Origin of the sequence: Clavibacter californiensis (assembly GCF_021952865.1) — a bacterium.
Taxonomy (GTDB): domain Bacteria; phylum Actinomycetota; class Actinomycetes; order Actinomycetales; family Microbacteriaceae; genus Clavibacter; species Clavibacter californiensis.
Genome location: NZ_CP040792.1, coordinates 1,646,128 through 1,666,349 on the forward strand (window position 1 = coordinate 1,646,128; position 20,222 = coordinate 1,666,349).

Annotated in this window: 13 protein-coding genes and 1 tRNA gene; 7 read left to right on the plus strand and 7 right to left on the minus strand. The window is 73.6% G+C overall.

Annotated features, from left to right (window positions below):
- The first annotated feature begins 7 nt into the window (after positions 1–7).
- Positions 8–3,229: an ATP-dependent helicase gene (locus FGD68_RS08080; protein WP_237609993.1), complete on the plus strand. Its 3,222-nt coding sequence runs from the start codon at positions 8–10 to the stop codon at positions 3,227–3,229.
- Here FGD68_RS08080 and FGD68_RS08085 read toward each other — a convergent pair.
- The gene (locus FGD68_RS08085; RefSeq protein WP_119373531.1) at positions 3,142–4,218 is read right to left on the minus strand and encodes a phosphotransferase; all 1,077 of its coding nucleotides are present in this window, start codon (positions 4,216–4,218) and stop codon (positions 3,142–3,144) included. The genes FGD68_RS08080 and FGD68_RS08085 overlap by 88 nt on opposite strands.
- A gap of 134 nt (positions 4,219–4,352) precedes the next feature.
- Here FGD68_RS08085 and nudC point away from each other — a divergent pair, with 134 nt between their 5' ends.
- Both nudC and FGD68_RS08095 read left to right on the plus strand, forming a co-directional pair.
- On the plus strand, positions 4,353–5,306 hold the full coding sequence (nudC, locus tag FGD68_RS08090) for an NAD(+) diphosphatase (protein WP_119373530.1): 954 nt from the start codon (positions 4,353–4,355) through the stop codon (positions 5,304–5,306).
- Between the two features lie 10 nt (positions 5,307–5,316).
- Positions 5,317–7,230 carry an ATP-dependent helicase gene (locus tag FGD68_RS08095; RefSeq protein ID WP_237609334.1) on the plus strand — a complete coding sequence of 638 codons (1,914 nt, stop codon included), beginning with the start codon at positions 5,317–5,319 and terminating at the stop codon, positions 7,228–7,230.
- Positions 7,231–8,127: 897 nt separating this feature from the next.
- Here FGD68_RS08095 and FGD68_RS08100 read toward each other — a convergent pair.
- Positions 8,128–9,543, minus strand: a complete 1,416-nt coding sequence (locus FGD68_RS08100; RefSeq protein WP_119373817.1) for a zinc-dependent metalloprotease — start codon at positions 9,541–9,543, stop codon at positions 8,128–8,130.
- A gap of 212 nt (positions 9,544–9,755) precedes the next feature.
- Here FGD68_RS08100 and FGD68_RS08105 point away from each other — a divergent pair, with 212 nt between their 5' ends.
- The 3 genes from FGD68_RS08105 to FGD68_RS08115 all read left to right on the plus strand — a co-directional run bounded on the left by FGD68_RS08105 (position 9,756) and on the right by FGD68_RS08115 (position 14,170).
- Positions 9,756–10,847, plus strand: a complete 1,092-nt coding sequence (locus tag FGD68_RS08105) for a YlbL family protein (protein ID WP_237609335.1) — start codon at positions 9,756–9,758, stop codon at positions 10,845–10,847.
- 140 nt (positions 10,848–10,987) lie between these two features.
- A complete protein-coding gene (locus FGD68_RS08110) occupies positions 10,988–13,939 on the plus strand; it encodes a UPF0182 family membrane protein (protein WP_182480904.1) in 2,952 nt (983 codons plus the stop codon).
- A 157-nt stretch (positions 13,940–14,096) separates the two neighbouring features.
- Positions 14,097–14,170, plus strand: a tRNA-Met gene (locus tag FGD68_RS08115).
- Between the two features lie 78 nt (positions 14,171–14,248).
- On the opposite strand, the gene FGD68_RS08120 is transcribed toward FGD68_RS08115, so the two are convergent.
- From FGD68_RS08120 to lipB, 5 genes are all read right to left on the minus strand, one after another.
- Complete coding sequence (locus FGD68_RS08120) at positions 14,249–14,914, minus strand: peroxiredoxin-like family protein (RefSeq protein WP_119372853.1); 666 nt, start codon at positions 14,912–14,914, stop codon at positions 14,249–14,251.
- Between the two features lie 129 nt (positions 14,915–15,043).
- Positions 15,044–16,765 (minus strand): ABC1 kinase family protein, encoded by a 1,722-nt coding sequence (locus tag FGD68_RS08125; RefSeq protein WP_119372854.1) that lies wholly within the window; start codon positions 16,763–16,765, stop codon positions 15,044–15,046.
- Complete coding sequence (locus FGD68_RS08130) at positions 16,762–17,334, minus strand: PadR family transcriptional regulator (RefSeq protein WP_104237110.1); 573 nt, start codon at positions 17,332–17,334, stop codon at positions 16,762–16,764. The genes FGD68_RS08125 and FGD68_RS08130 overlap by 4 nt, the downstream gene beginning before the upstream one ends.
- A 128-nt stretch (positions 17,335–17,462) precedes the next feature.
- Complete coding sequence (lipA, locus tag FGD68_RS08135; RefSeq protein WP_182480905.1) at positions 17,463–18,458, minus strand: lipoyl synthase; 996 nt, start codon at positions 18,456–18,458, stop codon at positions 17,463–17,465.
- The gene (lipB, locus tag FGD68_RS08140) at positions 18,455–19,156 is read right to left on the minus strand and encodes a lipoyl(octanoyl) transferase LipB (protein ID WP_119372855.1); all 702 of its coding nucleotides are present in this window, start codon (positions 19,154–19,156) and stop codon (positions 18,455–18,457) included. Before lipB ends, lipA begins: the two co-directional genes overlap by 4 nt.
- Before the next feature lie 103 nt (positions 19,157–19,259).
- Between lipB and FGD68_RS08145 the strand changes: the two genes are divergently transcribed.
- Positions 19,260–20,168 (plus strand): siderophore-interacting protein, encoded by a 909-nt coding sequence (locus FGD68_RS08145; protein WP_237609336.1) that lies wholly within the window; start codon positions 19,260–19,262, stop codon positions 20,166–20,168.
- The last annotated feature ends 54 nt before the right edge of the window (positions 20,169–20,222 follow it).

Below are 20,222 nucleotides of genomic sequence, written 5' to 3' on the forward strand. Positions count from 1 at the left end.
CGGCGGCATGGTCAGCGCCCGCCGCATCGCCGATGCGCTCGACCTGCCGAGCCCCACGGAGCAGCAGCGTCGCGTCATCGAGTCGCCGCTGGAGCCCGGCCTCGTCGTCGCGGGCGCCGGCAGCGGCAAGACCGAGACCATGGCGAGCCGCGTCGTGTGGCTGCTGGCCAACGGGCACGTCGGGGTCGAGGAGATCCTCGGGCTCACGTTCACGCGCAAGGCCGCGGGCGAGCTCGGGGTGCGGATCCGCGCGCGCATCGAGCAGCTCCAGCAGGCCGGGCTCGCGGCCGTCCCGGCGGGCGCGTTCGCCACGCCCACCGTGCAGACCTACAACGCCTTCGCGAACGGCATCTTCCGTGACAGCGCCACCCTCATCGGCCGCGAGTCGGAGTCGGTCGTGCTCACGGAGGCGTCCGCGTGGCAGCTCGCGCGCCGGCTCGTGGTCGAGAGCACCGACCCGCGGCTGCTCGAGCTCGGGCGCGGCGTGGATCCCATCACGCAGGCCGTCATCTCCCTCAGCCGGGCGATGAGCGAGAACGTCGCGGATCCCGCCGAGGTCGTGCGCCTCGCGGGGTCGTTCACGGGCCTCGAGGAGCTGCCGTTCGGGTCCGCTCGGATCAGGAAGGCCCCGGCCGCCGAGGCGGTCGCCGCCGTCGGCGCGCTGCCGCCGCTCGTCGACCTCGCGGTGCGGTTCCAGGAGGAGAAGACCCGGCGCGGGCTCGTCGAGTACAGCGACCAGGTCGCGTTCGCGCTCGCCATCTGCGAGCGCGTGCCGCAGGTCGTCGCCGAGCACAGGACGCGGTTCCGCGTCGTGCTCCTCGACGAGTACCAGGACACCTCCGTCGTGCAGACGCGGCTCCTGTCGACCCTGTTCGGCGGCACGCCCGTCATGGCGGTCGGGGATCCGCACCAGTCCATCTACGGCTGGCGCGGCGCGAGCGCCGCGAACCTCGCGCGCTTCGGCGCCGACTTCGCACCCGCCGGCGCCTCCGCCGCCGACGTGCCCGTCTACGCGCTCTCCACCAGCTGGCGGAACCCGGCCTCCGTGCTCGGTGCCGCGAACCGCATCGTCGAGCCGCTGACCGCGGCCTCCCGGATCCCCGTCGCGCGCCTCGAGCCCCGGCCCGACGCCGGCGACGGCCGGCTCGACGTCGCCTACGCGGAGACGGTCGCCGACGAGGCCGCGAGCGTCGCGGCGTGGTTCGCCGACCGGCTGCGGCAGACCGGATCCGACGGCCGCCCCCGCTCGGCCGCCATGCTGTGCCGCTCCCTCAAGGGCGTCGAGCCGTTCACCACGGCGCTCGCCGACCTGGGCGTGCCGTTCCGCGTGCTCGGCCTCGGCGGCCTGCTCGACCAGCCCGCGGTCGTCGACCTCGTGTGCGTCCTCCGCGTGCTGCACGACCCCACCGCGGGCAGCGAGCTCGTGCGGCTCCTCACGGGCGCGCGCTGGCGCATCGGCACGAAGGACGTGCACGCGCTGTCCCGCGTCGCGTCGTGGCTGATGTCCCGGGACCACGCTCAGAAGCCGCTCGCCGTCGAGGTGCGCGACGGGCTCCGGGCCTCCGTGGTGCCCGACGAGGTGGGATCCGTCGTCGACGCGCTCGACTTCGTCGTCGACGCCCGCGACGGCCACACCGCGCTCGCCGGCTTCAGCGACGAGGGCCTCGCGCGCCTCCGCGCCGCGGGCCGCCAGCTGCAGGTGCTGCGGTCGCGCGTCGGGCTCGACCTGGTGGACCTCGTCACGGTCGTCCAGCAGGAGCTGCTGCTCGACATCGAGGTCGCGGCCAACGAGACGGATCCGCTCGGCCGCGCGAGCCTCGAGGCCTTCACCGAGCAGGTGGCCGGCTACCTCCAGGGCGACTCCGCCGGCACGCTCGGGCCGTTCCTCGCGTGGCTCGCCGAGGCCGAGCGGCGCGACAATCTCGCGCCGCGCACCGAGGAGCCGGAGCCCGGCACGGTGCAGATCCTCACGATCCACGGCTCGAAGGGCCTCGAGTGGGACGTCGTCGCCGTGCCGCGCATGGTCGAGGGCGAGCTGCCCGGCACGCTCCGGGAGAAGCGCGGCTGGGTCGCGTTCGGCGCCCTGCCGTTCGAGTTCCGCGGCGACTCCGCCGAGCTGCCGTCGCTCGCCTGGCGCGGCCTCGAGTCGCAGAAGGCGTTCGCCGAGGCGATGGAGGCGTTCGGTGAGGAGCTCGAGGAGCGCAACGCGGCCGAGCAGCGGCGCCTCGCGTACGTCGCCATCACGCGCACGCGATCCGACCTGCTGCTGAGCGGGTCGTTCTGGTCCACGCAGCAGAAGCCGCGGGGTCCCGGGGCGTTCCTCCGCGAGATCCAGCAGGTGGGCCTCATCGCACCCGACGCGCTGCCCCAGGCGCCCGAGCTGGAGGCGAACCCGCTCGAGCCCGGATCCGCGCGCGTCGCCTGGCCGCTGCCGCCGCTCGGCCCGCGCGAGGCCCGCGTGCGCGCGGCTGCCGAGGCCGTCGCGTCCGCCGATCCGCAGGCCGAGACCGTCTGGACCCGCGACATCGACCTGCTCCTCGCCGAGCGCGACGCCCGTGCCAGGGACGCCGAGCTCGTCGACCTGCCCACGCGCATCCCGGCGTCCCGCTTCAAGGACTTCGTGAGCGACCCCGCGGGCGTCGCCGCGCGCCTGCGCCGCCCCATGCCCGAGCGGCCGTACCGGCAGACCCGGCTGGGCACGCTCTTCCACGGCTGGGTCGAGGCGCGCTACGGACCAGCGGGCACGGCCGACGTCATCGACGCGTCCGGCGTCGAGCTGGATGCGGATCCGACCGAGCCGCCCGTGGAGCAGGAGGACCTCGACCGGCTGCGCGCGACCTTCGAGGCGAGCGAGTGGGCGAGCCGGAAGCCGGAGGAGGTCGAGGTCGAGATCCACATGGAGCTCGCCGGCCAGGTCGTCATCTGCAAGATCGACGCCGTGTTCCTCATCGACGGCCGCTACCGCGTCGTCGACTGGAAGACCGGCCGCACCCCGAAGGACGCCGCCGACCTCGAGCTCAAGCAGCTCCAGCTCGCGCTCTACCGCCTCGCGTTCGCGAAGTGGCGGGGCATCGACCCCGACCTCATCGACGCCGAGTTCTACTTCGTCGCGGACGACCGGTCGCTGAAGCCCGAGCGGCTCTACTCCGAGGAGGACCTCGTGGCGCTCTGGTCGGGTGCGCGCACGCCGGACGCGTCGCGCGCGCCGTCGGGGGAGACCGTGGGCTGAGGCCGGGAGTCGAGCATCTCCTCGACCTGGTCCACGTCCATCACCGGCAGCGTCTCGTGCGCGATGCGCTGGCCCTCGTCGGCGCGCACCGTGTCGACGAGCGCGCTGAGCATGTTCACGGCGTCGTCGATGATGCCCTGGTTCCGCGTGTCCGTCCCGTGCAGCAGCCAGCGGGCGATCTCCAGCTCCGCGTAGAGGAGCGCGCGCTGCTTGAGCTGGCGGTCGACCGTCACGTGGTGCGCCTGGTTGTAGGCGCGGAAGACGCTCTCGGCGACGTGCTCGGCGCGCGCGCCCAGCACCCAGTGCAGGTCGTGCGCGGGGTCGGCGACGCGCAGCTCCGACCAGCCGATCATCCCGGTCACGTCGTCGCCGTCGACGAGGAACGAGGAGGCCTGCACTGCGCCGTTGACGACCGCGGGCTGGAACTGCCAGAGCGAGGCGTCGTCGAGCGCCTCCTCCCAGCGCGAGAGGAGCAGGCTCGGCACGAGCGCGGTGGCGGCGGCCCGGTCGATGAGGGCCGCGGTCTGGCTGTGGATCTCCGCGGCCGAGAGCACGGGCAGCCCCGCGTCGGCGACGAACCCGGTCGGCAGGCTGTGCACGGCGGACACGGCGGCGCCGATCGAGCGCGCCAGGCCGTCGCCCGCGGGGATCTCGTCGAGCGAGATGACGCGGCCGGGCACGTGCCCGTAGACGAACCCCCGGGTCGGCTTGATGGGCGCCTGCCCCAGGAACTCGGGCACCTGGAACGGCAGCCGCGAGCGGATCCCGGTGCTCAGCGCCCGGAGCGCCACGAGGTCCGCGGACTGCTCGGACTCGGCGGCCTGCGTGGTCGGGACGCGCACGAGGAGCTCGCGGCCGTCTCGCGTGGAGAGGAGCGCCGACTCGAAGTCGCCCGCGCCGCCGGCCGTGAACGGGGTGCTGCGGACCACGTCGAGCCCCGAGACGGCCGAGGTCGCCAACGCGGCTAGAGTGAGGTGGGATCTGGCCATGCCTTACAGGTTAGGTCGCTGGGAGCCCTCCGTCTCACCGCGCCACGCGCTTCCGGCCCCGCGCACCGTGGGCGGAGCTCGACGCATGGCGTCCCGCCCCTCGGCCCGTCCGCCCTCGAAGTCGATTGGTCCCCGTGCTCGACAGCTTCCTCTCCCGCCTGCCCCTGTCCCGCGAGGGCGTCGACCGCGACGGCCTGCACCGGGACTCGCCCGCCCTCTTCGACGAGCTGTGGGCGGATCCCTCCACACGCGTCCTCGCCCTGCACGGACACCGCGCGCTGGGATCCGCGGCCGACGGCCGCGCCGCGCTCGACCTGCTCCCGGTCGACCGGGTCACCGCCGCGACCGTCCGCATCTACCTCGGCCGCACGACCGTCGCGCACGAGGGGGAGCCCGTCGGCACGCCCGTCGTCGCCGCGGTCCTCACCGACGCCGCGGCGGCCGAGCTCGCGCCCGCCGAGGAGCGCTGGCTGGAGCTGCGCACGACCGCGACGCAGCTCGACGACCGCGACGCCGCGCTGTTCACGGGAGCGCTCGCGACCGCGAACTGGCACGCCTCCCACCCGTTCTCGCCGAAGACGGGCGAGCCCACCGTGGTCGAGCAGGGCGGCTGGGTGCGCCGCGCCCCCTCCGACGGCTCGCAGGTCTTCCCCCGCACCGACGCTGCCGTGATCATGGGCGTCGTGGATGCGGACGACCGCCTCCTCCTCGGCGCCAACGCCATGTGGGGCGGCGACCGCTACTCGCTGCTCGCGGGCTTCGTCGAGCCGGGCGAGTCGTTCGAGGCGGCCGTGAAGCGCGAGGTGCTGGAGGAGTCGGGCGTCACCGTCGAGGATCCTCGCTACCTGGGCAGCCAGCCGTGGCCGTTCCCCGCGTCCGTCATGGTCGGCTTCCTGGCGCGCGTCTCCGCGTCGAGCGGACCCGCGACGCCGGACGGCGTCGAGATCGTCGACCTGCGCTGGTTCAGCCGCGAGGAGCTGCGCGCGTCGCTCGGCGAGATCGCGCTGCCCGGCCCGTCGTCCATCGCGCGCGCCATCATCGAGGAGTGGTACGGCGGACCCCTCGAGGACGGCGAGCGGGAGTGGTGATCCGCCGATCGTGACCGACCAGCTCGTCCCCGGCACACCCGGACGCGACCCCTACGGGTCGGCCGCGTCGGCTGCCCTCCCCGCACCCGTCTCCCTCGGCCCCGCGACCGCGGACGAGCCCGTGGAGGAGGCGCCGTCCGCCGAGTCCCTGCTCGAGGCGCTCGACGACCAGCAGCGGCTCGCCGCGCAGGCGCTCCTCGGGCCCGTCGTCGTGCTCGCGGGGGCCGGCACGGGCAAGACGCGGGCCATCACGCACCGCATCGCGTACGGGATCCAGGCCGGCGTGTACCCGCCGAACCGCGTCATGGCGCTCACCTTCACCTCGCGCGCCGCGGCGGAGCTCCGCGGTCGCCTGCGCGAGCTCGGCGCCGGACCCGTGGCCGCGCGCACCTTCCACGCCGCGGCCCTCAAGCAGCTCAACTTCTTCTGGCCGCAGGTGGTGGGCGGCACGATGCCGCGTCTCATCGAGAGCAAGGGGCGGATGCTCGGCCACGCCGCCGAGTCGCTCCGACTCCGCCTCGACACGGCCGCGCTCCGCGACATGGCCGCCGAGGTCGAGTGGCGCAAGGTCTCGATGATCTCCGTCGAGCAGTACGGCCTCGCCGCGCGCACCACGCGCACGCTGCCGCCGCAGCTCGACGCCGACCAGGCCGTCGCGCTCCTGCAGGCCTACGAGGACATCAAGGACCAGCGCCGCCAGCTCGACTTCGAGGACGTGCTGCTCGCGACCGCGGGCATGATCGAGGCGGAGCCCTGGGTCGCGCAGCAGGTGCGCGAGCAGTACCGCTTCTTCGTGGTCGACGAGTACCAGGACGTCTCGCCGCTGCAGCAGACGATCCTCGACCTCTGGATGGGCGACCGCCGCGACCTCTGCGTGGTCGGCGACGCGAGCCAGACCATCTACTCGTTCGCGGGCGCGAAGAGCGCCTACCTCCTCGACTTCGCGTCGCGCTTCCCCGAGGCGACGGTCGTGCGGCTGGAGCGGAACTACCGGTCGACCTCGGGCATCACGGAGGCGGCGAACCGGCTGATGCGCGGCCGGCCGGGCGCTCTCACGCTCGTGTCGGCGGACGCGGATCCGGACGGCGACGGCACGGGTACGGCCTCCCCGCGCGCGAGGGGCCGCGGATCCGCCGCCGTCCCCGGCCGCGGCGAGGGCTTCCGCGCGCCGCAGGTGAGCGCGTTCCCGTCCGACGGCGCCGAGGCGCGCGCGATCGCGGGGGCGATCGCCCAGCAGATCGGCTCGGGGATCGCGCCCGAGGACATCGCCGTGCTGTACCGCATGAACGGCCAGTCCGCGGTGCTCGAGCAGGCGCTCGGCGACGCGGGCGTCAGCTACCAGGTGCGCGGATCCCAGCGGTTCTTCGACCGCCCCGAGATCAAGCAGGCGCTCCTGGCGCTCCGCGGGGCGTCCGTCTCCATCTCCGGCGAGCCGCTCTTCAAGTCGGTGAGCGACGTGCTCCGCGGCCTCGGCTGGAGCCAGGCGCCGCCGGAGCAGCCGGGTGCCGTGCGCGACCGCTGGGAGTCGCTCGACGCCATCATGGGCCTCGCCGAGCGGATGCCCGCGGGCAGCACCTTCCGCGCCTTCACGGACGAGCTGCTCGAGCGGCAGGCGGGCCAGCACGAGCCGACCGTCTCGGCCGTCACCCTCGCGACTCTGCACTCCGCCAAGGGCCTCGAGTGGGAGCACGTCTACCTGATGGGCCTCAGCGAGGGGCTCGTGCCCATCAGCTACGCGCAGACGCTCGAGGCGGTGGACGAGGAGCGCCGCCTGCTCTATGTGGGGATCACGCGCGCGCGCTCCGGGCTGCGGCTGTCCTGGAGCCGGAGCGGACCGCACCGATCGGGGCAGCGGGAGCCGTCGCGGTTCCTGGCAGAGCTCGACACCCGCATCGCGGGTGGGGGCGCGAAGCGCGGCGCGTGACCCGTCCCGTCCGCACGTCGAGCACCGCCTGGTGCGTCGGGAGCGCGTTCTCGCCCGTCGTGAGCAGGCGGTCGGCGGGCCGCGCCGCGAGGGCCGCGAGCTCGGCGGGCACGAGCCCCTGCTCGGATCCGCTGTCGCGCCCGAGCAGCTGGGCCGCGATGGCGGGCCATGCCGGATCCGCGTCCCGGCGTGCGAGGTCGAGGCAGTAGCAGCAGACCGTGCGCCCGGGCTCGACGAGCGGGCCGACGACGGCGTGCCGGTCGCCGAGGACCGCCGGCAGGTGCGGGACGTCCTCCCGGGACCAGCGTCCGTAGGCGGCCGGGGCGATGGCGAAGTGCGCGACGATCACGGCGAGGGCGGTGCGCGGATCCGCGTCGCCGGCCATCTGCCGCGGGGCCACGTCGTGCCCGGCGCGGGCGAGGGCGTCGGCGATGCGGTCGGGGGTCGGTCCGCCGCCCACGATCGCGACCGGTCCGGTGCGCGCGCGGCGGGAGAGGTCCTCGTCGCGGGGCGGCAGGAGCGCGGGCCGCACCAGGTCGAGCAGCTGCGTGACGTGCGCGGGCGTGGCGCCCTCCGTCGCCGCGATCATGTCGAGCCCGCCGCGGCTGATGCCGCGACCGAGCGCGTCGAGCAGCCGTTCGTCGAGCCGCGACACGGCGCTGAGCACCACGGGCGGACGGTCGACGCCGAGCTGGAGGGAGTCCGGCGTGCGCCAGACGAGCGGGAGGCGGGGATCGAGTCGGATGGCCATGGGCGCGGAGAGTGCCCGACGGGCGCGGCTGGCGGGGAGCGCGTCCACAGATCCGAGGCGGGGAGGCACGGCCGGGTGGACGTGAGCGAGGCCGGCACCGCGGTGGCGGTGCCGGCCTCGCCGGGTGGTGCGGGTGCGGGTGCGGGTCAGACGGGGCGTGGATCCGTCCCGGGCGCGTCGTCCGGACCCTCGCCCGGCGTCTCGCCCGGCTCGGTCGCGCGACCCTGGCCGTCCTCGACGGGACGGCCGGCGTCGGATCCGCTCAGCAGGTCCTCGAGCGCCTGGTCGACCTCGTCGGGCTCCGGCTCGCCCTGCGTGAGCCGCGCGACGAGCGCATGCGGCGCGTCGATGTCCTCGGACGTCGGCAGCACGTCGGGGTGCGACCAGAGCGCGTCGCGCTGCTCCGCCCCGACGCCGTCGGTGACGGCCTGCCACATGGCCGCGGCCTCGCGCAGGCGGCGCGGCCGGAGCTCGAGGCCCACGAGCGTCGCGAACGCGGACTCGGCGGGACCGCCCGTCGCGCGGCGGCGGCGCACCGTCTCGGCGATGGCGGACGCGCGGGGGAGCCGCACGGTCGCGGCGGCGGTCACCACGTCCACCCAGCCCTCGATGAGCGCCAGCATCGTCTCGAGGCGCGCGAGGGCGGCGAGCTGCGCGTCCGTCTTCGGCGGGATGAGGGATCCGTCGACCATGGCCTGGCGGAGCTCCTCGGGGTTCGACGGGTCGAAGCCCTCGGCGAGCGACTCGAGCCGGTCGGTGTCGATGTGCACGCCCTTCGCGAACTCCGTGATGGAGGAGATGAGCTGCAGCCGCAGCCAGCGCGCGTGCCGGAAGAGGCGCGCGTGGGCGAGCTCCCGGACGGCCAGGTAGATCTGCACCTGGTCGTCGGAGACGTCGATCCCCTCGCCGAACGCCTGGACGTTCTGCGGCAGGAGCGCGGCCTGCTGGTCGTCGAGGAGCGGGATGCCGACGTCGCCGCCGGAGACGACCTCCGTGGAGAGCTGCCCGACCACCTGGCCGAGCTGCATCGCGAATAGCGTGCCGCCGAGGTTCCGCATCATGCGCCCGGCGCCCGCGACCATGCCCTGCATCTCCTCGGGCGCGTTCTGCTGGAGGACCTCGGTGAGCGAGTCGGCGATGCTGAGCGCGACGGGCTCGGCGAGCTGGGTCCACACCGGCATCGTGAGCTCGGTCCACTGCGCGCGGGTGATGAGGCGCGGGGCGACCGTGAGCTGGCTGACGTACGTGACCTCGTCGAGCCACAGCGCCGCCACCTGGAACGCCTGGTCCAGCGGGGCGGACGCGGCGGCGGTGACCTGCGTCTGCTCGGCGGCGGCGAGCTGCCTGGCGCCCTCGCGGGCCACCTTCCAGTCGACGCCGTCGCCGGTGTTGGCGAGCGCGCCCTGCAGCTGCGCGAGGAGCTGGCGGACCATCTCGGGATCCTGCGGGAGGCCTGCGGCACCCGCGAGCTTGTCCGGGTCGATCTGCCCGTCGGCGCCGAGGAACCGCTCCAGCATGCGCCGGAACTCGTCCTCGGGGTTCGGGGTGGGCTCGTCGGCCATGGAGGGTCTCCCGGGGGTCGAGGGGGTCCGGATCGCGGTGCCGCGGCCGGTGGATCCACGCTAGCCCGCGCCCACGGGAAACCCATCCGCATTCGCCTAGGCTGAGCCCTCGCGGCTTCCGCCTGCCGCGAACAGCGGCCTTGAGGGCCGCCCCGACGCCCGTCGACCGGCCGCCTCCCGGCCCGACGCGCCCCGACACCGAGGACATCCGGATGAGCCTGTTCGCCCAGCACGCCCCCCGCGCACCCCGGCCCGCGCGCCGTCGCCGTGTCGGCCGCGTGCTCGCCGGCACCGGCGCCGTGCTCGCCCTCGCGCTCGGCCTGATGCCGTCGCCGTACGTCATCGAGCAGCCCGGTCCCGTGTTCGACACCCTGGGCACGAGCGACCACGCGGGCACCGAGCGCCCTCTCATCTCCATCCCCGACCGCACCACGTACCCGACCGACGGCCGGCTCGACATGCTGACTGTGAGCGTCGTCGGCAACCCCGCGCAGCGCCCCGACTGGTTCGCGGTCGTCTCCGCCTGGCTCGACCCGAGCCGCAGCGTCGTCCCCATGGAGGCGGTCTTCCCCGCGGGTCAGACGGCGGAGGATCGCGACGCCGAGAACCAGGTCCAGATGACCGACTCGCAGCAGGACGCCGTCGCCGCCGCCCTCACCGAGCTCGGCATCCAGGTGCCCCGCACGCTCCAGGTGCAGAGCGTCATCGACGGCTCCCCGGCCGACGGCCCGCTGCGCACCGGAGACGCGATCCGCACGGTCGACGGCGCAGACGTGGTCGACCTCGCCGACCTGCAGGCCCGCGTGGCCGCCGCGGGGACCAGCACACCGCTGTCCTTCGGGATCACGCGCGACGGCCAGGACAGCACGGTCGAGGTCACGCCCGCCGAGCGCGACGGCCGCCCCGTCATCGGCATCGTCACCTCCACCTCCTACGAGTTCCCGTTCGAGGTCGACATCCAGCTCGACGACGTCGGCGGACCGAGCGCGGGCATGATGTTCGCGCTCGGGATCATGGACAAGCTCGAGGAGGGCTCGCTCACCGGCGGCAAGGCCATCGCCGGCACGGGCACGATCGACGCGGGCGGCACGGTCGGCCCCATCGGCGGGATCCGGCAGAAGCTCTTCGGCGCCGAGCGCGCCGGCGCCGAGTACTTCCTGGCGCCCGCCGACAACTGCGACGAGGTGCGCGGGCACGTGCCCGACGGCCTGCGCGTCTTCTCCGTCTCGACGCTCGACGACTCGCTCGCGGCGCTCGCCGCCATCTCCACCGGCGGGGACCTGGACGCGCTGCCCACCTGCTGACGCAGCAGCAGACCGACGGGGTCAGCCGGGACTCGCGAGGTGCCCCTTACCAGACGGGAACCCCTGATCGCTCGCAGGTACCTGGCAACCGCCCCGCCTAGGATGAGGATTCCGCTGTCCTACGACTCTGAGGCACATCTGTGACTAGCACATCCGCCCGGCCCGCCAGACGGAGCCGAGCCCCCCTCGCCATCACCGCGGCCATCATCGCAGCGCTGGTGATCGCGTTCTTCATCTTCGCCGGCTTCTACGCCGACGTCCTCTGGTACGACCAGCTGGGCTACCTGGGAGTGCTGCTCACGCAGTGGGGCGCGGGCATCGCGCTGTTCTTCATCGGGTTCCTCGCGATGGCGATCCCGGTGTTCGTCAGCATCCAGGTCGCGTACCGCTCGCGGCCCGTCTACGCGAAGCTCAACTCGCAGCTCGACCGCTACCAGCAGGTCATCGAGCCGCTGCGCCGCCTCGCCATGTTCGCGATCCCCGCGGTCTTCGGTCTCTTCGCGGGCGTCTCGGCCTCGAGCGGCTGGCAGCGCACGCTGCTCTGGCTCAACCGCACGCCCTCCGGCACGGTGGATCCGCAGTTCCAGCTCGACACGTCCTTCTACATGTTCGAGCTGCCCTTCTACCACGCGGTCGTCGGCTTCGCCTCGGCCGTCGTCATCATCTCCATGCTCGGCGTCCTCGCCACGAGCTACCTCTACGGCGCCGTGCGGTTCACGGGCCGCGAGGTGCGCATCTCGAAGAGCTCGCGGATCCAGATCGCGGTCACCGCGGGCGTCTACTTCCTGCTGCAAGGCGTGAGCATCTGGCTCGACCAGTACTCGTCCGTGGTCAACAACGCGAACGGCGGGCTGTTCACGGGCGCGGCGTACTCAGACGTGAACGCGGTCATCCCCGGTCGCGCGATCCTCGCCGGCATCGCCGCCGTCGTCGCCCTGTTCTTCATCGTCACGGCCGTCATCGGCCGCTGGCGCCTGCCGATCATCGGCACCGCCGGCCTCATCGTCGCCAGCATCCTCGTCGGCACGGCCTACCCGGCCATCGTGCAGCGCTTCCAGGTGGAGCCCAACGAGCGCGCGCTCGAGTCGCAGTACTACGAGCGCAACATCGAGGCGACCCGGCAGGCCTACGGCCTCGCGGACATCGAGGAGATCCCCTACGACGCGACCACGGACACCACGCCGGGCGCGCTCCGCGAGGACGCCGCGACGACCGCGAACATCCGCATCCTCGACCCCGCCGTCGTGGGCGACGCGTTCAGCCAGCTGCAGCAGTTCCGGCAGTACTACCAGTTCGGCGACAACCTCGACGTCGACCGGTACCAGATCGACGGCCGCGTGCAGGACACCGTCGTCGCGGTCCGCGAGCTGAGCCCCACCAACACGGGCACATCGTGGGTCAACCAGCACCTCGTCTACACGCACGGCTACTCGCTCGTCGCGGCGTACGGCACGCAGCGCACCTCCGACGGCCAGCCCGTGTTCCTCGAGTCGGGCATCCCCGCCTCGGGCGACCTGGGCGACTTCGAGCCGCGCGTGTACTTCGGCGAGAACTCGCCCGACTACTCCATCGTCGGCGGCCCCGAGTCGGGCGACAAGGTCGAGCTGGACTACCCGTCCGGCGTCGACGGCGCCGACGAGACGTACACGACGTTCCAGGGCGACGGCGGGCCGAAGGTCGACAACGTCTTCAAGCGCCTCATCTACGCGCTGAAGTTCCAGTCGGAGCAGATCTTCCTGGCCAACCAGATCAACGACCAGTCGCAGATCATCTACGACCGCGACCCCGCGGAGCGCGTCGGCAAGGTCGCGCCGTACCTCACGATCGACAAGGACCCGTACCCCAGCGTCGTCGACGGCCGCGTGGTGTGGATCGTCGACGGCTACACGACGAGCGACCAGTACCCGTACTCGCAGCGCCAGGACATGAGCCGCCTCATCGCCGACTCGCAGCAGACGCAGCCGCTCGTGCCGACGGATCAGATCAACTACATCCGCAACTCGGTCAAGGCCACGGTCGACGCGTACGACGGCAAGGTCACGCTCTACGCGTGGGACACCGACGACCCGATCCTCAAGACGTGGCAGAAGGTGTTCCCCTCGACCCTCAAGCCGATCTCGGACATCTCCGGCGAGCTCATGAGCCACCTGCGCTTCCCCGCCGACATGTTCAAGGTGCAGCGCGCGGTCCTCGGCAAGTACCACGTGACGGACCCTGGTTCGATCTACTCGAACCAGGACCTCTGGACCACGCCGAACGACCCGACGGCCACCACCGAGGCGGGCACCCCGGCGAGCCTCCAGCCGCCGTACTACCTGACCATGCAGATGCCGGGTCAGGACGCTCCGCGGTTCTCGCTGTACTCGACCTTCATCCCGCCGGCCACGCAGGACACGTCCCGGAGCGTGCTCACGGGCTACCTCGGGGTCGACTCGGATGCGGGCAGCACCGCGGGGGAGAAGGCGGCCGACTACGGGAAGCTGCGTCTCCTGACGCTGCCGAACGACGACACCATCCCGGCGCCGACGCAGATCCAGAACAACTTCAACTCGGATACGAACGTGGCGAACCAGCTCAACCTGCTGGAACGCGGCGGGCGCACGAGCGTAGTGCGCGGCAACCTGCTGACCCTCCCGGTCGGCGGCGGCCTGCTCTACGTGCAGCCCGTGTACGTCCGCTCGACGGGCGACACGAGCTACCCGCTGCTCCGCAAGGTGCTGGTGGCGTTCGGCGACAAGATCGCGTTCGAGGACACGCTGGACGCGGCCCTCGACAGCATCTTCGAGGGCGACTCGGGAGCCACGGCCGGTGACGAGGACGTGGTGCCCACGACGCCCGTCGACGGCGGGACGGGAGACGGGTCCACCGACGGCGCGACGGACGGGGGCACGGGATCCACGCCCACGCCCGCGCCGACGACCTCGCCCTCGGCTCCCGCGCAGGACGTGCAGGCGGCGCTCGACGCGGCCAACACGGCGCTGCAGGAGCGGCAGGCCGCGTACGCATCCGGCGACCTCGTGGCCGCCGCGCAGGCGGATCAGCGCTTCACCGAGGCCGTGCAGCGCGCGTACGAGCTGAGCCAGCAGCAGTAGCGGACCGCTGCTCACCGAGACGGCCCCGACGGCCCCGCGATGCGGGTGCCGCCGGGGCCGTCCTCGTGCCGAGAGCGACATCCGGTGGGTCGGGCGGGTGCGGGGCCGCGCACGTGGTCATGAGCACCTCGGAGGTCTGGTAGTGTATTCCTCGTAGCGCGGGGTGGAGCAGTTCGGTAGCTCGCTGGGCTCATAACCCAGAGGTCGTAGGTTCAAATCCTGCCCCCGCAACAAGATGAAGGCCCGGTCTCATGGAAACCGGGCCTTCTGCTTTCCCCGGACGCGAGCTGACGCGTCCCGATGCGCCCGCTAGCGCGCGAGGAGGGCGTCGACCGCGGCGAGGATCTCCGGCACCTCGGTGCGCGTCGTGTAGTCCACGTGCACGTCGGCGAAGGACACGCGGCGGTCGCCGTCCACCACGATCACGGTCGGGAACGGGATGTCGCCGGTGCCGTCCGCGTTGCTGTCCGCGACGTCGAACCCGAGCTGCGCGTGAGCCGCTCGGGCCGCGGGGGTCGGCTCCGTCACGAGGCCGAGGGCGCGGACGAACGCGTTGGAGGGATCCGACAGCACGGCGAAGTCGAGCCCGCCGCCCGCGACGGCCTGCGCGCTGCCGTCGGGGGTCTGCGGGCTGACCGCGACGAGGGTCGCGCCACGCTCGCGCAGCGCGGGCAGCAGCTCGGCCTGGTACTGCCGGAGGGTCAGGTTGCAGTACGGGCACCAGGCGCCGCGGTACAGCACGACCACCGCGGGTCCTGAGCCGAGGGCGGCATGCAGGTCGACCTCCGCGCCGTCGGGATCCACGAGGGTCGCGGCGGGGAGCGCGTCGCCGGGGGAGACCGCGCCCGCCGGGACGCCGCCCTCCCTGAGGGCCCGCTGCTCCGCGGCGAAGACGGCGGAGAGGTCCGGGCCGATCTGCTCGGCGAAGCCGCGGTCGAAGTCGGCGATCTGCGCCTGGATGGTCGTGTCGGTCATGGTGTCTCCTCGTGCCGTCGGGTCGGTGGGCTCACCGTAGGCAGATGCTCGGGGAGGGCTGCTGGCACGTCGTCACACGGCGTCACGACCGACACCGAGCGGATAGGCGCCGGTCGGAGGCCGCGCCGGTCAGCGCCCGCGGCGTCCCGGGAGGAGCGCCTGCGCGAGCGGGAGCACGGAGACCACGAGGAGGACCGTGCCGAGCACCTCGTCGTCCGGGCGGAGGAGCACGCCGCCCGCGAGGAGGCCGCCGAACACGAGGGCGGAGACCGCGCGGCGGAGGGTGCGCTCGAGGGCGCCGACGCGGCGCTCGAGCGTGGGGTCGCTGATGGGGAGGGCGCCGTCGTCGATGCGGGTGAGCAGCGCGTCGAGCCGGCCCGGGAGACGGGCGATCGTGCCCGCGGTGTCGGAGACGCGTGTGCCCAGGTCGCGCACGACGTTGCCGCGCTCCTCGCGGATGAGGCGCTGCGCGTAGGGCTCGACCGAGTCCCAGAGGTTGAACGCGGGATCGAGCGCGCTGCACACGCCCGAGGTGAGCGACATGGCGCGGATGATGAGCAGGAAGTCGTCGGGCAGCTGGAACGGCAGGGTGCGCACGACCTCCTGGAACTCGTTCGCGAAGGCGCGGAACTCCCGCGGATCCACCTCGCGCAGCTCCGCGAAGCCCAGGCCGCCGAAGCGCGCGAAGAGGCGCGTCATGGCGAGCTCGAGCTGCGTGGTGTCCGCGGACGGCAGCAGCACGCCGATGTCGCGGGCTGCGTCGACGAGGCCCTTGCCGTCGCGGGAGGCGGCCGCGATGAGCATCTTGCGCAGGCCCCTGCGGGTGCTCGGCGGCACCTCGCCCATCATCCCGAAGTCGATGAAGGTCAGCGTCCAGCCCTGCTCGACGGAGCCGTCCGTGACGGGCGTGACGAAGACGTTGCCGGGGTGCGGATCCGCGTGGAAGAAGCCGTCCGCGAACAGCTGGTCGAACATCACGGCGGCGAACACGGGCGCGACCTCGACGGGGTCGATGCCGGCCGCGAGGAGCCCCGCGTGGTCGGTGATCTTGATGGCCGTGACGTCCTCGAGCGTGAGCACGCGGCGCGTGCTGCGCTCCCAGACGATCTCGGGCACGGCCACGCGCTCGTCCGCGGCGAACATCTCCTGGAAGCGCGCGGAGCTGCGGGCCTCGTGCAGGTAGTCGATCTCCTCGAGGCTCGTCTCGGCGAACTCCTCGACGAGGGCGGGCGCGTCGACGCGGTCGGACACGAGGCGCACGTGCGTGAGCCAGCCGCCGATGCGGCGCAGCGCGGCGAGGTCGATCCGGACGACGTCGTCGATGCCGGGCCGCTGCACCTTGATGACCGCGCCCGTGAGGCCGGTGTCGGCGGAGTCGAGCGGGCCGAGGATCGCGCGGTGCGCCTGGCCGAGGGACGCGGCGGCGACGGGCGTCTCGTCGACCCACGCGAACGCGGCGGCGAGCGGCATGCCCAGCTCGCGCTCCGCGAGCGCGCGGATCTCGGGGAACGGGACCGCGGGCACCTCGTCCTGCAGGTCCTCGAGCTCGGCCGTGATCTCGGGCGGCAGCACGTCGAGGCGCGAGGACATGAACTGGCCGACCTTGATCATGAGGCCGCCGAGCTCGACCGCGAGCACGCGGAAGCGGCGGGCGAAGAGCTTCATGCGCCGGGTGCGCGTGCGGTCGGCGATGCGACGGAGACCGACGCGGGGGAGGAAGAGCTCGTACCACCAGGTGACCGCGAGGTTCCAGGCGGCGAAGCGGAGGATGCGGCGGTAGCGGGCGCGCGTCTCCGGGGCGTCGGCCTCGGGATCCGCCCCGGGGACGGCGCCGGCCGTGGCCGCGGTCACTCCCGGGCGAGGATCGCGTAGAGGCGGCGGCGGGCAGCGTCGAGCTCGGCGACGGCCTCGGCGACCTGCGCGGGGGTGCCCGTGCGCTGCACCTGCGCCGCGGCCTGCGCGAGCGAGAGGCCGGCCTTGGGGAGGGCGGAGCGGTCGTGGCGGTCGTGCGCGTCATGGCCGTGCTCGGACGCGTCGGCCCACGGGGCCGTGATGCCGTCGCGGGCGACCGCCGAGCGGCCGGCCTCCGTGAGCGCCCAGACCTTGCGGCCGTCGGTCGTCTCGGCGGCGATGAGGCCCTCGTCGGCGAGGAGCTGGAGCGTCGGGTAGACGGCTCCGGCGTTCGGGGTCCAGGCGCCCGCGGTGCGCTCCTCGATCTCGTGGATGATGCGGTAGCCGTGCATGGGCTCCTCGGCGAGCAGCGCGAGGACCGCGTGGCGGACGTCGTGCGGGCCGGTGCCGTGCCCGGCCGGGGTGCCCTCGCGCTTCTCGAAGCGCGCGCGGAGCGACTCCATCGCCTGCCACACGCCGTCGGCGGCGTCGCCGAACGCGGATCCTGAGGTGGGGGACGATGCGGCCATGTCGAGCTCCTTGCTGTGGGACGTGCGCGGTGCCTCCGACGATAGGCCGCGCACCTGGTCGCGAGCCCGGGAGCGGCCCGTTCGTCAGCGAGCCGACATGTCCGCGAGGCGGCGAGGGCCCGGCGGGGTCAGCCGACGGCCTGCGCGAAGCCGTTCGCAGGATCCGCGAGGTGCGCGAGGGCCTCCGGCAGCTCCCGGCCCTTCGCCCGCATCGACTGCGCGTACAGGCGACCCGCGCGGTACGACGAGCGCACGAGCGGGCCGGCGAGCACGCCCAGGAACCCGATCGCCTCCGCCTCCGCCTTGATCTCCACGAACTCCTCCGGACGCACCCAGCGCGCGACGGGCAGGTGCCGCGGCGAGGGGCGGAGGTACTGCGTGACCGTGATGATGTCGCAGCCCGCGTCGTGCAGGTCGACGAGCGCCTCCGACACCTCCTCGCGCGTCTCGCCCATGCCGAGGATGAGGTTCGACTTGGTGATGAGGCCCGCGTCCCGGCCCTGCGTGATCACGTCGAGCGAGCGCTCGTACCGGAACGCCGGGCGGATCCGCTTGAAGATGCGCGGCACCGTCTCCACGTTGTGCGCGAAGACCTCGGGACGGGAGGAGAAGACCTCGGCGAGCAGGTCCGGGTTCCCGGAGAAGTCGGTGGCGAGGATCTCGACGCCCGTGCCGGGGTTGTCCGCGTGGATCCGCCGCACGGTCTCGGCGTGCAGCCACGCGCCCTCGTCGGGCAGGTCGTCGCGCGCAACTCCCGTCACGGTCGCGTAGCGCAGGCCCATGCGGCGCACCGAGTCGGCGACGCGGCGCGGCTCGTCGGTGTCGTAGTCGGCGGGCTTGCCGGTGTCGATCTGGCAGAAGTCGCAGCGGCGCGTGCACTGGGATCCGCCGATGAGGAACGTGGCCTCCCGGTCCTCCCAGCACTCGTAGATGTTCGGGCAGGCCGCCTCCTGGCAGACGGTGTGCAGATCCTCGGTCTTCACGAGCTGCTGGAGGGCCTGGTACTCGGGCCCCATGCGGGCCGTCGTCTTGATCCAGCCGGGCTTCCTCTCGATGGGGGTCTCGGCGTTGCGGACCTCGAGGCGGAGCATGCGGCGTCCATCGGGTGCGGCGGCGGCGGTCATGCGCGGGCTCCGGCGACGGAGGAGAGGGGAGCGGTGGAGGGCATGGCGGATCCGTTCGAGGAGAGGGCGCGCACGAGGTGCGGGCGGAGGAGGGGGACGACGTCGGCCGGGGTGACCGTGCGGCCGATGGCGCGGCTGATCGAGGTGACGCCGGCGTCGCGGATGCCGCAAGGGACGATCCGGTCGTAGGCGTCGAGGGCGTTGCTGCAGTTGAGGGCGAAGCCGTGCATCGTGACGCGCTCGGCGACGCGGACGCCGACGGCGGCGACCTTCTCGTCGCGGGGGCTCCCGTCGGGGGCGGCGCCGCGGACCCAGACGCCCGAGCGGCCGTCGACGCGGCGGCCGTCGACGCCGAGGTCGGCGAGGAGGCCGAGGAGCGCATCCTCGAGGCGGCGCACGTGGGCCACGACGTCGAGGGGCTCCGGGAGCCGCACGATCGGGTAGCCGACGAGCTGCCCCGGCCCGTGCCAGGTGATGCGGCCGCCGCGGTCGACGTCGATGACCGGCGTGCCGTCGCGCGGCCTGTCCTCCGGCTCGGTGCGTCTCCCCGCGGTGTACACGCTGGGGTGCTCGAGGAAGATGACGGTGTCCTGCGCCCGGCCCGCGACGACGTCGGCATGCAGGGCACGCTGACGGTCGAGGGCCTCGATGTACGGCACGGAGTTGGCGCTTAGCCCCGTGACGACTATGTCGACCACGGGGCAAGTGTAGGCGCACGGTCAGCGGGCACCGGGGCCCGGGCGGCGCGCGACGCGACGGGACGTTGCCCGGGGACGCGGGGGAGCGGAGGATGGATCCTCGATGACCGACTCCGCCGCTCCCGCCGCCCTGCCCGCCTCGCCCGACCCTCTCGTCCCCGACCGTCCTGTCCGCGCCGCGCGCGCCCAACACGTCCTCGAGGTGACCCGCACGGAGCGGCTCAGCCCGCACCTCGTCCGGGTGCACCTCGGCGGCGAGGGGACGCGGGCGCTCCTGGAGCAGGCCCTCCCCGAACGTCTCGCCGCGACCGACGCCTACGTGAAGCTGATGCTGCCGCAGCCGGGATCCGGCCTCGTGCCGCCGTTCGACCTGCCCGCCCTCCGGGACACGCTGCCGCCCGAGGCGCTGCCCGCTGTGCGCACCTACACGCTGCGCCAGGCGGATCCGGCCACGGGCACGTGCGCGATCGACTTCGTGGTGCACGGCGACGACGGGCTCGCGGGCCCCTGGGCGGCGTCCGCGCAGCCGGGCGACCTGCTCGCGGCGAGCGGCCCCGGCGGGCTGTTCCGGCCGAGCGACGACCCCGCCGTCACGCGCGTGCTGATCGGCGACGACTCGGCCGTGCCCGCGATCGCCGCCGCGCTCGCCGCGATCCCCGTCGACGCGACGGGCGTCGCGCTCCTCGAGGTGGAGGGTCCCGCCGACGAGCTGCCGCTCGCGCATCCCGCCGGTCTCGAGCTGCGCTGGATCCACCGCTCGCGCACGCCCGACGCCGTGCCGGGCGCGCTCCTCGTCGACGCCGCCCGCGCGCTCCAGCGGCCGGACGGCGAGGTCGAGGTCTTCGCGCACGGCGAGCGCGGCGCGATGAAGCAGCTGCGCGCGTTGCTGCAGGACGGCTGGGGCATCGACCGGCGCGCCCTCTCGCTGTCCGCGTACTGGGCGCTCGGCCGCGCGGAGGACCGCTTCCAGGCCGAGAAGCGCGAGCCCGTGGGGGCGATCTTCGCCGACTGACCGCGCCCCCGTGCGGGGGCGCGGGGGCCGAGCAGGCTCTCACGACGCAGCCTG